Source organism: Dyella tabacisoli (genome assembly GCF_003350925.1).
Classification (GTDB): Bacteria; Pseudomonadota; Gammaproteobacteria; order Xanthomonadales; family Rhodanobacteraceae; genus Dyella_C; species Dyella_C tabacisoli.
The window spans coordinates 67,164-81,249 of the sequence record NZ_KZ857174.1; the positions used below are offsets into that span (position 1 = coordinate 67,164).

Sequence of the window (14,086 nt, forward strand, 5' to 3'; positions counted from 1 at the left end):
CCGCAATAAAACGCAGCGCCGCATCGGCAAGTGCCCATGCGAACGACAACATCATTGGCCACGAGCGACGAGAAGTCCGCCGTCGCGGCGGGACGGCTGTAACGTCGGACCGCAGCGACGCCTGACGTACTCGTAAGGAAGGAGTGCGATGAACGACGAGCGCAGTGTTTCGCTACCGCTGACCACCGCCCAGCGTGGCCTGTGGGTCAGCCAGAAGATCGGTGCCGCCGACGCGACGATGAACATCGCCGAAGCGGTGGAAATCTGCGGTCCCGTGCAGCCTGAATTGTTTCTGCGCGCGCTGCGCCAGGTGTCCTGTGAAGCAGAGACCTTGCGAGTGCGCATCGTCGAGCAAGACGGCCGGCCACGGCAGATCGTGCGACCCGAATACAACGGCGAATTTCCTTTTATCGACGTTAGTCACGAAGTCGATCCACGCGCTGCCGCCGAGGCATGGATGCTGGCCGAGCTGAGTGGGCCGGTGGATATGGCTAACGATCCGCTTTGGGTGAGCGCCCTGTTCAAGGCCGCCGATGATCGCTATTTCTGGTATCAGCGCGCGCACCATGCGGTCTACGATGGTCACAGTGTCGCGATGGTCGCGCAGCGCCTGGCCGAGCTGTATACCGCCTATGTGCAAGGGCGCGAGCCGGCTCCTTGCGAGTTCGGTGCGCTGTCCGATCTGGTCGAAGCGGAAGCGGCCTACCGTGATTCCGAACGATTTCAACGCGACCGCCGTTTCTGGAGCGAGCAGCTAGCGGCATTGCCCGAAGCGGTGACCCTGGCGCGTGGTAGTCGCCGGCAAGGCATGGGCGGCCTGCAACGCAGTATCGGACATCTGCCCAGTGCGACGGTCGAGCGTCTGCGTGAATTGGGCAAGCAACATGCGGCGAGTCTGCCGCAAGTACTGATCGCGCTTATCACCGCGTACTACCACCGTGTTACCGGGGCCAAAGATCTGGTCATCGGCATGCCGGTGTCCGGGCGTGTCAACGCTGCGCTGCGCGCCGCTCCTGGCATGCTCGCCAACGTAGTGACGCTGTGCCTGAGCTTTACTCCATCGTTGAGCGCCGTCGAACTGTTCGCCCAGGTTGCGCGAGTAATACGCCAGGCGCTTCGTCATCAACAGTATCGTTTTGAAGATCTACGCCGTGAGTTGGGCCTTATCGGTCAGACCCAGCAGATTGCCTGGCTTGGCGTGAACATCGAACCGTTCGACTACACGCTGGATTTCGCCGGCGCCAGCGCCATTCCGCACAACATCTCCAACGGTTCGATCCAGGACCTCACCGTATTCGTTTATGACCGCGGCACGGCAGCCGATCTGCGTTTCGACTTCGATGGCAATCCCGCGCTGTACAGCATGGCCGAACTCGACGAGCACCGGCGTCGCCTGGTCCACTTGATCGAGCAAGTGCTGGCCGATCCGACCCAGCCGTTGAGCCAGATCGACCTGCTCGGTGACAACGAACGCCAACGCCTGTTGGTGGCTTGCAACGACACCGCCGCGCCGCTCGATTCACGCAGCTTGCCGGCTTGGCTGGCAGCACAAGCGATGCGCACACCCGATGCGCCGGCGGTGCAGTGCAATGGTCGTCAACTGAGCTATCGCCAATTGCATGCGCGCAGCGTGCAACAAGCGCGCTTGTTGATCGGCGACGGCGTGGAGCCGGGCGACATCGTAGCGGTCGCACTGCCACGCAGCGAGCAGCTCTTGATCGTGTTGCTGGCGATCATGCGTAGCGGCGCTGCCTATTTGCCGCTGGATGCAGAAGGGCCCGTCGGGCGCTTGGGCAGCATGCTCGACGATGCCAAGCCGGTCGTTCTGGTGACCACACCCGAGCTGCGCGAGCGTTTTGCCCGCGGCGGTTTGATGGTGGTGCACCCCGAAGACAAGCACGAGTTGCCTGCGACAGTAGCCGCCGAACCCGATCACTCCACCCCGGAGGGCGTGGCTTATGTGCTCTACACCTCGGGCTCTACCGGACGTCCGAAAGGCGTCGAGGTGACGCACCGTAATCTCGGCAGCTTCTTGCAAGCGATGCAGCATGAGCTTGCTCCCCGTGCCGAGGATCGTTTCCTGGCATTGACGACGGTGACCTTCGATATCGCCGGCCTGGAACTCTTTTTGCCCTTGACGGTAGGTGCCGAAGTGGTGATCGCCGATGGCGAGACGGTGCGGCAACCACCGGCGCTGGCCCGCCTGATTCAGCGCGCCGGAGTCAATGTAGTACAGGCTACGCCGTCGCTATGGCGAGTATTGTTGACCAGCGCCGAATTGCGTCTGGATGGCGTGCATGCCTTGGTCGGTGGCGAGGCCCTGGGTAGTGAACTGGCCGCCCGCTTATTGCAGCGCGCGGCTCGGGTCACGCAGTTGTATGGTCCGACCGAGACCACCGTGTGGTCCACGGCCATGCGGCTGAGCGCAGATGCGCTGGATCCGCCGTCCATCGGCCGGCCGATTCGCAATACCCGTGTCTACGTTTTGGACGAACGGCAGCAGCCGGTGATTACCGGTGCGGTGGGCGAGCTGTATATCGCCGGTGCCGGGGTTGCTAAAGGTTATCTGCATCGCTCGCAACTGACGGCCGAGCGCTTTGTCGATGATCCCTTCGCTGCGGATGGCAGTCGCATGTATCGCACCGGCGATAGCGTGCGCTGGCGCGATGACGGCTGCCTGGAATTCGTCGGCCGCCGCGACCAGCAAGTGAAAATTCGCGGTCATCGGATCGAGTTGGGCGAGATCGAGCACGAGCTATTGCAGCTTCGTACCGTGGCGGCCGCCGCCGTTGTGGCGCATAGCGGCGACGAAGGGGAGCCGATGCTGGTCGCCTATGTAGTGCCGGCGACAGGTGCGGTGATCGATTCGGACCAGCTACGCGGCGAGCTGGCGTTGCATTTGCCCGAGCATATGATTCCACCGCACCTGCTGGCGCTGGAAAGCCTGCCGCTGAGCGCCAGCGGCAAACTCAATCGGGCGGCGCTGCCGGCGCCGCAGCGCGTTCGTCATGCCGCCTACGAGGCGCCGCGTACACCGTTGGAACAGAAGCTGGCGGCGCTATGGTGCGAGACGCTGGGTTTGGAGCGTGTCGGCATCCACGACAATTTCTTCGCCCTGGGCGGCGATTCGCTGAGTGCGGCCGAAATGATTACGCGGTTCCCGGCGCATTTCGCAATGGAGTTGCCGCTCGCCAGTTTGTTCGAGGCATCGACGATTGCCGGACTGGCGCGCTATCTGCAGCATTCCGAGCATGAAGGCGACTTGCTCGGCGCGATCCTGCCTTTGCGTGCGGCCGCAGGTGACCGGCCGCTGTTCTGCATTCATCCGGTGGCCGGTTTGAGTTGGGCGTATAGCGGTCTGTTGCGTCATCTCGATGACCGCCAGCCGGTGTATGGCTTGCAGTCGCGCGCGCTGCGCGATCCGGTGCTGCCAGACAGCATCGAACATATCGCCGCCGACTATGTGGCGCAAATCCGCCGGATACAGCCGCATGGCCCTTATCGCTTGCTCGGCTGGTCGTTGGGCGGGCTGATTGGGCACGCCATGGCGGCATTGCTGCAGCAGCAGGGCGAGCGGGTGGAGTGCCTGGCGATGCTGGATGCCTTTCCGTTTGTCATGGGCGAGACCCACATGGACGAGGCGGCCGAGGTGCAGTCGGTACTGCATTTTCTCGGTTTCCACCGACAAGCGCGGGAGAATCCGCCGCCGCATATGGATGCGCTGATCGAGCTGCTGTGCCGCGAGTACAACGTGTTCGAACTGCCGCTGATACAAGAGCTACTCAAACACGATCCGCAATTGGTGCAGCGGGTTGCCGCGTTGAGTCGGCATCACCTTACGCTGGCGCGTCGCTACCAGCCGGTGCGGATCGATGCCGACGTGCTGTTCTTCCATGCCACGCAAAAAGGGCAGTCCGATCTCGCCGGGGTACTGCATTACCAGCCGCGTGCCTGGCAGCCATGGGTCAACGGCCGCCTCGAAGTGCACGACATCGATTGCCATCACCAGGCGATGCTCGATCCGCTGCCGGCGGGGCAGATTGCGCGTGTACTGCAACAGCGTCTGGATAACCGACACGTGGCCTCGGCCACTCTTGCTCGGAGCGCGACCGCATGAGTGGCCCGACGATCGCGATCTTCACCATCGGTACGCAGGGCGATATCCGCCCTTGCGTGGCCCTCGGTATCGGCCTGAAGAAGGCGGGTTATTCGGTACGCATCGTCACCAGCGATAACTTCGTCGAGATGATTCGTGCCGCCGGGCTGGATTTCTTTCCACTCACCAGCAATTTTCAAACCCTGCTGGAGAATGATCGCGGCCTGGTCGACGAAGGGCTGGATATGCGGGCCATTGCCCGCTCGTTTCGCGAGAGCTTCACCGCGTGGGCGCCGCATTGGGTCACCGAGGGGTTGGCGGCCTGCGAAGGGGCCGACCTGCTGGCCGGGGTAGGCAATGTCACGTTGCTGGCCGAATCGCTGGCGGAGGCGCGTAACTTGCCGTTTATCAGGGTTCAGTTGCAGCCGCTGACGCCATCGAAAATTTTGCCGCCGACGGTGTTCGTGGGATCCAAGCGCAAGCTGTCGCCGGCCTTGAATATGGGGGCCTATCAATTGCTGCGGTTGCTGGTGTGGTCGGTGATGAAACCATGCATCAACGGCATCGTGCGTCCGCGCCTGGGTCTGCGCAAATATCCCTGGTACGGCCCTTATTTCAGTAAAAGCCTGTTGAGTACCCGTGTCCTCTACGGTTTCAGCCGCCACGTGATGCCGCCACCGGCCGATTGGCCCGATACCGTGCAAGTGGCCGGCTATTGGTTTCTCGATCAGCCGCAGTGGCAACCGCCGGAGGCTCTGAGCGCCTTTCTCGATGCCGGCCCGAAACCGATTTATATCGGTTTCGGCAGCATGTTGGCCAGCAACACCAAGGCGTTCACCGCGACGGTGCTCGACGCCGTGCGCAAGAGCGGCCAGCGTGCTGTGCTGGCTACCGGCTGGGGCGGGTTGGACGGCATGGACGGTACCCAGGACGGGCAGATATTTTTTATCCGCCATGCCCCGCACGATTGGTTGCTGCCGCGTATGTCGTGCGCTGTACACCACGGTGGCGCCGGCACCACCGCTGCCGCCGTCCGTGCGGGGATTCCATCGGTGATCGTGCCGTTCTTCGGCGATCAGCCGTTCTGGGCGCGCTGCCTGCAGCGCGAGGGTGTTGCTCCACCGGCATTGGATCGCCTGGAGTCGCGTCCCGAGCCGTTGGTCGAGGCGCTGCTGGCCGCGCAACAGCCGGCGATGCAGCAGGCCGCGCAGCGCCTGGGGCAATTAGTACGTGCCGAGGACGGCGTGGACGTCGCCGTGCGCCAGTTGCAGGCGTGGAAGCTGCTGCCAGTACTCGCGCCGCAACCTGCATCGATGGCGTCAGCACGGAGCGCTGCATGAAACTGGGCTGGTCCAACGTGCTTGGCGGTATCGGCGTGGCGGTGGCCTTGCTCGGCAAAGCCGCGTTTGCGCGCAAGCCGGTGGCGCTCGATCTGCAGCAACGCCTGGCTATGTTGCCGCTCAAGAACGCGCCCACCACAGCGGCGGTGACTATTCGTTGGAATGATCGTCAAGTGCCTTTTATCGAGGCGGCCCATGACGTTGATCTGATGGTGGCATTAGGTGTCGTGCACGCGCATCTGCGCTTGGGTCAGATCGAAGTGATGCGGCGTATCGCATATGGCCGCGTGGCCGAGATGATCGGTCCGCTAGGCGTCGAGGTGGATCGCTCGCTGCGTTTGTTCGATTTCGGCCGTGCGGTGCCGGCGATGCTCGACAGCATGGGCCAAGAAGACCGGCAACTGGCCGAGGGTTTTGTTGCCGGCATCAATCATGTGCTGCTGGACGGTGGCGAGAAGCCGGCCGAGTTCAAGCTATTGGGTTTCAACGTGGAACCCTGGACGTTGAGCGACTTGCTCACCGTGGGCCGGTTGGCCGCAGCGGACATTAGCTGGTTGGTCTGGATGCGCCTGTTGCCGCAGCGCGAGCGTCTGGCGCCGGCGGTATGGAGCGCCTTGTGGTCGCGCCTGCTCACTGGCGGCATGCCCTCATCGCTGGCGGCGCAGGAGCGCAATCTGGGCGAGCGGGCCTTGGCAGCGATGTTGCGCAGCGGCAGCAATAGCGCAGCGGTAGCAGCGCGCCGCACGCGCAGCGGCGCGGCGATGATTGCCAGCGATCCCCATCTGCCGCTGGGTCTGCCTAACCCCTGGTTGATCGTCGGCATGCACTCGCCAGGCTTTCACTGCGTGGGGGTGATGATGCCCGCGTTGCCCTTCATGCTGCTTGGCCGCAATCGATGGATTGCCTGGGGCGCCACTAGCTTGCATGCGCAAGCCAGCGATTTGTACGACGTCAGCGCGCAGTCTGTCGAGGCGATCCGCACACGTACCGTGACCGTGCGTGCGCGTGGTGCGCGCAGTCGACGCTTGCGACTGCGCGAGAGCGAGTTCGGTCCGATCGTTTCCGACGGTCCCTTGCTGTCATCAAAACAACCGTTGGCATTGCGCTGGATGGGACATCAGCCCAGCCACGAAATCGGCGCCATGCTGGGCGTTGCGCGTGCGCGTGACTGGGGATCCTTTCAGCAGGCATTGCGCGGCTATGGGGTGTCCGGCATCAATGTGGTTTTCGCCGGTAACGACGGTCGTGTCGCGCACGTGCTGGCGGCCCATTTGCCTAAGCGCACGCACGAAGCGCCAGACGATCTGGTACTGCAGCCGTCGGCTGCCAAGCACTGGCATCAGGTCGCCGACACGATGGGCATGCCGGTTCGTCTCGATCCGCCGGAAGGTTTTGTCGCCTCAGCCAACGAGCGTCCACGCTGCGGCGATTTTCCGGTGGGGTATTTCTTTGCGCCGCCGGCCCGTGGCGAACGTCTGGCAGCGTTACTTAGTGGACCCCAGCCATTGGATATGGATGACCTGCGTCTGGTGCAGCGCGACGTGATTGGGCCGGGAAGCCTGCGCCTTCGCGACGCCTTGCTGGCTGCCTGGCCGCGCTCACCGCGCCACGCCGGGCAACAGCGATTGCAGGATGCGCTTAATTATTGGAATGGCGATTACAGCGAGGATTCGATCGGCGCGCTGGCCTTTGAATTATTGCTGGCCGGTGTCGCCGGTCGCTTGAACGACAAGCGTCTATTGCGCGCCTACCAAACGGTATGGATGACGCAAAGCCTGTTACTTGAAGATTTCGCCGCCCTGCCTGAAGAAACGCTGCGCAAGGCGATCGAGCAGGCTTTGCCGCTGGCAGTCAAACAGTTGAAAAAGCACGTGCGCTGGGGCGATGCGCATCGCATCCGGCTCAAACATCCGCTGGGTTATCTGCCTGGTTTCGCACGTTTCTTCAATGCGCCAGCTTTTGCCAGTGGCGGGGGCAACAACACGGTACACAAGACCGGCCACCTGCTGCATACCGGGCGCCACGAGGCGAGCTTTGGTTCGTGCGCGCGGCATATCTCCGATCTATCCGATCTGGATGCCAATGATTTCGTACTGCTGGGTGGCCAGGACGGCTGGGCCGGCAGCGCCAACTATCTCGACCAGATAAAGCTGTGGCAGCGCGGTGAATACATTCGCGTGCCCCTGCGCCTGAAGAGTGTGCAGAGCGCTTTTGCACACGTGACCGTGCTGACGCCGGCATCTTCGCCAGAGCCCTCGCCGGGTCACTGAGCAAGGGCTTGAAGATGCTCTGTCAAAGGCAGCAACAACGACGGGAGTGCAAGGCATGAAGCGGCCCATGACGCTGTTCGAACGGGGGTTATATCTGGATGGGCTCATGCCTGTCAGCAGCGTCATACCGGTAAAAATCCGCGGGCCTATCGCCGAAGCATCGTTGCGGCACGCATTGGGGCGCGTGCAGGCCAAGCATCCCATCTTGCGTTGTCTGGTTGCCGAAGAAGCCGGCCGCCCCTGGTTTGTGCTGCAAGAGCATGCGCCGCCGATTCCGTTGAACATCATCGAGCGCAAGAGCGACAACGATTGGCAGGAGTACTCCAAGGCCGAGGTCAATCAGTTGTTCGATGCCGGCCGGCATCCCATGGTCAGGCTGACCTGGCTGCGTGGCGACGACGTAAGCGAATTGCTCTTGGTATGCCATCACTGCATTTGCGATGGCCGTTCTATGGTTACGCTGTTGAACGAGATTCTGCAGCTATGCGATCAGCCCGAGAAAGAGATGGGTACCGAGGAGTCGCTTCACGCATTCGACGATCTCTTTCCAGCCGAGGCCATACGCAACCGGGGCCTGCAATGGCGCGCACGCTTGAAAGCCGCTTTATTCAAGCTGTTTATTCTGACCCGCCGTAGTGGCCCGGCACGCATCTATGGTGAGGTCTATCAGCTACATTGGGTCGTCGATGCAGCCATCGCGCAGCGTCTGATCGAGCGCTGTAAAACCGAAGGCGTCAGTTTTTTCGCAGCGGCCAGCGTGGCCTTTATGTTGGCGTTTCACGCCGTGCTTGGGCCGCGCGGCGTCGACAAATTCGTCGCGCCCGTAGATGCACGAAAATTTCTGCCGAAGTTGCGCGCCGACTCGCTGTTCGCCATCGCGCCGACCGTCACCTTGTCGTTGGACAAAGCCTGCTTCAAGAAATCATCCGGTACCGATTTCTGGGGCCTGGCGCGTGCCTTCAAACAGGATCTGGCCGCGAAGGTTGCCGGCATGGGCCGCAAAGTCTATGAGACTTTCTTCGGTATGGAGCATCTGCATGGATGGTTCGACAAGATCATTGCCTCTTCGCGATCCGGGCATGGTGGACGCGATGTGCGGCTGAGCTACCTGGGCCGTCTAGAGCTGGCCCAGGATTACCGCAGCTTCCAACTGGAGGCGGTTCATTGCCTTTCGGCGATGTTGGCGCCGACGCCAGCCCATCTGATCGCCATGTCCAGCTTTGCGGATCGAATGAATTTCTCGTTTATTTCGGACCAGCTTTCGCTGCCTTACGAGCAAGCGTTAATCATCAAGGAGAAGGCCATGGCGATGCTGCTCGCATGCATTGCGTCGGAAATACTCGATGAGCCGGCACCCGCCAGCGAGCCAGAGCCGATGCGTGCGGAGGCGATATGAAAACCTTTGGCGTGATCTTTGTCCTCTACCATCCCACGGCGGAGTTTTTGCGCAATCTCGGCAAGGCCCGTGCGATGTGCCCGCACGTTATCGCCGTGGATAATTCACCGGTGCCGGATCTGCATCTGCACGAGGCGTTGCGGCAAGACGGTACCCGCGTGATCTTCAATCACAACCAGGGCGGGCTCGCCGGTGCCTACAATAAAGGCGCCGAGGCTCTGCTCACCCAGGGTTGCGAGATCATCTTTTTGCTCGATCAGGATTCGGATATCGACGAATCCTTTTTCAGCAAGATGATGCAGGCATGTGCCGAGCTGGGCACGGATGCTTTCATCGTGGGGCCGAAGATTTACGAGATCAACCTGCAGCGTTGCATGCCTGTCGTGCCACCGGGGCGAAGAATGCCCAAGCCCTTTCGCATCGACAAAGAAACCGAGGGTCTGTTTCCGACGTTGTTCGTTATTTCCTCGGGCTCGGCGATATCTGCCGCGGCCTGTCGCACGCTCGGTGCCTTCAGAGAGGACTATTTCATCGAGGCTGTCGACGTCGAATATGGTCTGCGTGCATCGAGTCAGGGCATTCCGGTTTATATGAATGCGGCGGTGACCATGCGCCAGACCACCGGCCACATCGAGCGGCATGGCAAGCTGTTTACTACTAACCACGCCGCGTGGCGGCGCTATTACGGCGCGCGCAATATCGTCCATGCCTTCCGGCTATACCGGTCGCACTGGTCGCTGCATTGGTGGAGCGGTGTGCTGGCGTTCCATCAGGGGCTGTGCGTATTGCTGTTTGAGCCGCAGAAGCTGCGCAAGATCGTGGCGATTGCCTGCGGCTATCTGGACGGCCGACTCGGCAAGCTGGGTACCTTTGAAAGCAGGCATCCGACGATTGCCTCATTCTGCAAAAAATCCACGCGAGAAAAAATCGCCGTTGGCGCCAATTCGTCGGTAACTGCCAAATAGGGGGCACGCATGAAACGGAGGCTTTCCACCGTAGAGCATCTGGTCGACGTCAATGGCACCATCGTTATCAGCATCGCCGGCAGCATTTCTACCGAGCAACTTCGTGTCGCGATCGATAAGGTGCAGCGCAAGCATCCTGCATTGAGAGTGCTGCTTAGCGAAGAGCGTGGTGAGCTTTACTATTACGTGCCCGATACCGCCAAAAGCGTTCCATTGCGCGTGATCGAGCGAACTGCCGAGGATGATTTCGTCAACGTGCGTGATGCCGAGTTGATGACGCCGTTTCCACACGATCAGCCACAGTTGCGCGTTGCCTGGCTGAAGTCTGCACAGGGCGGTGACTTGTTCGTTTCGTCACCCCATCGCGTGTGTGACGGCATGAGCATGCTTACGCTCGGCAGAGAGCTGCTGAAGTCGCTGTATAGCGAAGACGAGCTGGTTGCTTACGAGCCGATCACCATCAAGGACATCATCGGCGACCTGCCTGATGATGAGAGCCTGCATAAGCGAAAACGGGCGGCGCGCATCGCCAACGCCGTGTTGTCACTTATCCCCAGCTCCAAGCGGCCTTTGCAGAATAAGGAAATCTTCCATGAGTGGACGCTCAGCCCCGAGCTTGCGACTGCACTAAGGCGGCGCTGCAAGGTTGAGAGGGCGCCTATCAATGCGGTGTTTCTGACGGCGCTGGATCTGGCGTTCCAGACGGCGCTGGGCAGAAACGCGCCGGCATGGCTGGATGTTCCTTTCGATGGACGGCGCGGGCGGCTGTCGGTGCTCAAGCGCGATATGTTGTTCTTCGGCGGTGGCAGCTTCAAGATCAAGACCGGTCAAAGCGCCGGCGTGGATTTCTGGGCCAGGGCGCGTGATATTCATCAGGAGAGCAATCAGAAAATCGCCGAGGAGCTAGCCAATACCCCAGGCAAGTACCAGTTTTTGGAAATGCTCAAGATCCCTTCGGTGGGCAAGATGCGCACGATCGCGCGGCTGCAGAATCTATTGAGCCGCTATGCCAGGCGAGGCATGTTTTCATTCTCTAATCTGGGCAACTTGATCCTGATCGACGATAAGGCACCGTTCCAGGTAACGGATTTTCACTGCTACGTGCATTCGTTCAGCGTGAGATTCATGAGCATCGGCACTCACTCGTTTCAAGGTCGCCTGCGGTTTATCTATTTGGGCGACGAGAAATGCCTGACACGCGATGAAGTCGATGCCGTGCAGCATCACTTCATGGCGTTGCTTGAAAAACATGTAGCGCAGGACGCAGCGGTGCCGGAGCTTGCCGGAATACTCAGCGCGGTGGCAGAGTAATCCGGCATGTCGTCGGGTTAGAGCGGCTCCAGCCAGCCCCACTGGTCGTTGGTCTTGCCGTTGAACAGGCCAAAGAACAACTCTTGCAGGCGGCGGGTTACCCGGCCCGCTTTGCCAGCGCCGACTTGCTTGCCATCGACCGAGCGGATCGGGGTGATCTCGGCGGCGGTGCCGCACATGAGCAACTCGTCGGCCAGGTACAGGTACTCGCGCGGAATATCCCGTTCGACCACTTCGATGCCGTCTTCGCGAGCCAGCGTTTTCAGCGTGTCGCGGGTAATGCCGGCGAGAATCGAGGCACTGGCCGGGGTGGTGTGCAATACGCCGTCGAAGACCAGGAACAGGTTCTCGCCCGCGCCTTCGCTGAGCAGGCCGCTGGAGGCCAGTGCAATGCCTTCGCCAAAGCCCAGGCGACGCGCCTCGCGTGCGATCAACTGGCCTGAAAGGTAATTGCCGCCGGCCTTGGCACCGGCGGGGATGGTGTTAGGCGCAAAGCGCTGCCAGCTCGATACGCAGGCGTCGATGCCGTTCTCCAACGCCTCTGGGCCGAGATAAGGGCCCATCGGCCACGCCGCGACAGCGACGTCGATCGGCGTTTCAGCCGAGAGGCCAAAGCCGCCCAGGCCGCGATAGGCCACCGGGCGCAGATAGGCCGCGCCAAGATCGTTCTTTTTGATGACATTGCGGCAGGCAGCAGCCAGCTCGTCTTGCGTGTACGGCAGCACCATGTCGTAAATCTTTGCCGACTGATACAACCGTTTGAGATGGTCGGTAAGGCGGAAAATCGCCGCGCCATCCGGGGTCGCATAGCTGCGGATGCCCTCAAATACCGATGAGCCGTAGTGCAGGGCATGGGACATCACATGCGTGGTGGCTTCTTGCCATGGCTTGATATTGCCGTTTTGCCAAATCCATTCCGGGTACTGCTGCGCCATGTCGATTCTCCAAGAAATGCGCGACATGATAACTGCTTAAGCGCTGGCAAAGGTTTTACGTCTCTCCAGCCGCTTGCGCTTACCCCGCGTTACGCAGCCATAGGCAGCCATATTGGCGCACGACAGTGAAATGTTGCTTGTGCATATTGCCGTCAGCCTCACCGGTGCCGGTGCGCAGCACCAGCCGGTTGGTTTTCGGGGGTGGGGGCGGTTCGTCGCTCGGCGCCTTAGTGCCGTCGATAGAAAGGCTTGAGGTATCGGTGGCGGTATCGGCATCCAACGGCGCGTCATCCGGGTCGAAACCAAGCAATGGCTGCTTCATCAGCGCAGTGAGCGAGCGGATGTTGGCAACGGTGGCGCTGCTGCCGTAGCCGTTCCACAGCATCAGGCCGGCGAGTCGATTCGGGTCGCGGTTGGCAAAGGCATCGAGCACGCTTTGCCGCAGCTCTGCCATGTTGGCCGCGCATAGAATCGGTGGCGGCTCAAGCGTACTGGCCGGAGCCGCCGAATGGCCTGAAGGCTGCACGGACGTAGCTTGCTGGGCAGAGCAGGGTTGGTCAGTGAATACCGGGCTGCCATTGGCGCCGATACAGCGATGAATCACGCTTTGCGCAGTGGCCGGCGTGACGAATACGAGCAGCAGCAAAGGTAGATAGTGCAAGCGCATCCGCACAGCATACCCGCCTGGGAGGCAACGAAAATCTCGACTATGCGGCATCTGCAGGAGCTGCCGCGCTACAACTGCTCCAGCACCGCCTGCGTCGTTTTTGCGCGATTAAGCGTATAAAAGTGCAAGCCTGGCGCGCCGCCATCGAGCAGGCGACGGCATAGCTGCGCGACCACTTCGGCACCGAGCGAGCGCACCGACTCGGCATCATCGCCATGTGCCTGCATGCGCTTGGCGATCCAGCGCGGAATTTCCGCGCCGCAGCCTTCGGAGAAGCGCCGCAACTGGGTGTAGTTGGAGATCGGCATGATCCCCGGCACGATCGGCACATTCACGCCCAGCCGCTGCACGTCTTCGACAAAGCGGAAATACGCATCGGCATTGTAGAAATATTGCGTGATCGCACCATTGGCGCCGGCATCAACCTTGGCCTTGAAATGGCGCAGATCCACCAGCGCGTCGTCCGCTTGCGGGTGCATTTCAGGATAGGCCGCCACTTCGATATGAAAGTGATCGCCGCTGTGCTCGCGGATAAAGCGCACCAGCTCGACGGCGTAGCGAAAATCGCCCGGCGTAGCCATGCCCGAAGGCAGGTCGCCACGCAGCGCGACGATGCGGCGATAGCCGGCGCTACGATAGGTGTCCAGCAGTGCGGCCAGCTCCGCCCGCGTGCCGCCGACACAGGACAGATGCGGAGCGACATCCAGGCCGTGCTCCCGGTGCAAATGCTGCACCGTTTCGCTGGTGTAACTAAGTGTGGAGCCACCCGCGCCAAAGGTTACCGACACGTAATCCGGGGCCAGTGGCTTGAGCGCCTTGGCCGTGCGATCGAGCTGGGTACGTTGTTCGTCGGTCTTGGGCGGAAAGAATTCAAAGCTGATCGGCGGCATCGCGGCAGGTCTCGGGGCGGCGGTGTCGTGGAGTATATATCTCTTTCTCGGGATGGAAAGATATATGGGCGAAAAGCGGGGGCTTGTCGCGAGTGCGCCCCCCTCCCCAGCCCTCCCCTGCAAGTCCCAAAAAGGGGGAGGCTGGGAGGGGGTGCATCTCGCCCAGACATAAAAAAAGAGCGGCCCAAAGGCCGCTCTCATCAATCACTTACCTTT

General features: G+C 61.3%; 9 protein-coding genes. 6 read left to right on the forward strand and 3 right to left on the reverse strand.

Features of this window, described 5'->3' with window-relative positions; translation table 11 throughout:
- Positions 1 to 148: 148 nt before the first annotated feature.
- The 6 genes from DVJ77_RS04470 (at position 149) to DVJ77_RS04495 (ending at position 11,378) form a co-directional block, all read left to right on the forward strand.
- Positions 149 to 4,117, forward strand: coding sequence for a non-ribosomal peptide synthetase (locus tag DVJ77_RS04470; RefSeq protein ID WP_114844290.1), 3,969 nt, complete (start codon positions 149 to 151; stop codon positions 4,115 to 4,117).
- Entirely contained in the window at positions 4,114 to 5,436 is a 1,323-nt protein-coding gene (locus DVJ77_RS04475) for a glycosyltransferase (RefSeq protein WP_114844291.1), read from the forward strand. Before DVJ77_RS04470 ends, DVJ77_RS04475 begins: the two co-directional genes overlap by 4 nt.
- Positions 5,433 to 7,706 carry a penicillin acylase family protein gene (locus DVJ77_RS04480; protein WP_114844292.1) on the forward strand — a complete coding sequence of 758 codons (2,274 nt, stop codon included), beginning with the start codon at positions 5,433 to 5,435 and terminating at the stop codon, positions 7,704 to 7,706. The genes DVJ77_RS04475 and DVJ77_RS04480 overlap by 4 nt, the downstream gene beginning before the upstream one ends.
- A gap of 106 nt (positions 7,707 to 7,812) precedes the next feature.
- On the forward strand, positions 7,813 to 9,102 hold the full coding sequence (locus DVJ77_RS04485; RefSeq protein WP_162791364.1) for a condensation domain-containing protein: 1,290 nt from the start codon (positions 7,813 to 7,815) through the stop codon (positions 9,100 to 9,102).
- On the forward strand, positions 9,099 to 10,067 hold the full coding sequence (locus DVJ77_RS04490) for a glycosyltransferase (protein WP_114844294.1): 969 nt from the start codon (positions 9,099 to 9,101) through the stop codon (positions 10,065 to 10,067). Before DVJ77_RS04485 ends, DVJ77_RS04490 begins: the two co-directional genes overlap by 4 nt.
- Before the next feature lie 9 nt (positions 10,068 to 10,076).
- Positions 10,077 to 11,378: a condensation domain-containing protein gene (locus DVJ77_RS04495; protein ID WP_114844295.1), complete on the forward strand. Its 1,302-nt coding sequence runs from the start codon at positions 10,077 to 10,079 to the stop codon at positions 11,376 to 11,378.
- Positions 11,379 to 11,395: 17 nt separating this feature from the next.
- Here DVJ77_RS04495 and DVJ77_RS04500 read toward each other — a convergent pair whose 3' ends face one another.
- The 3 genes from DVJ77_RS04500 to metF all read right to left on the reverse strand — a co-directional run bounded on the left by DVJ77_RS04500 (position 11,396) and on the right by metF (position 13,870).
- Positions 11,396 to 12,313, reverse strand: a complete 918-nt coding sequence (locus tag DVJ77_RS04500; protein WP_114844296.1) for a branched-chain amino acid transaminase — start codon at positions 12,311 to 12,313, stop codon at positions 11,396 to 11,398.
- A 79-nt stretch (positions 12,314 to 12,392) separates the two neighbouring features.
- Entirely contained in the window at positions 12,393 to 12,974 is a 582-nt protein-coding gene (locus DVJ77_RS04505) for a DUF4124 domain-containing protein (protein WP_225427815.1), read from the reverse strand.
- Positions 12,975 to 13,048: 74 nt separating this feature from the next.
- A complete protein-coding gene (metF, locus tag DVJ77_RS04510) occupies positions 13,049 to 13,870 on the reverse strand; it encodes a methylenetetrahydrofolate reductase [NAD(P)H] (RefSeq protein WP_114844298.1) in 822 nt (273 codons plus the stop codon).
- Between the last annotated feature and the right edge of the window lie 216 nt (positions 13,871 to 14,086).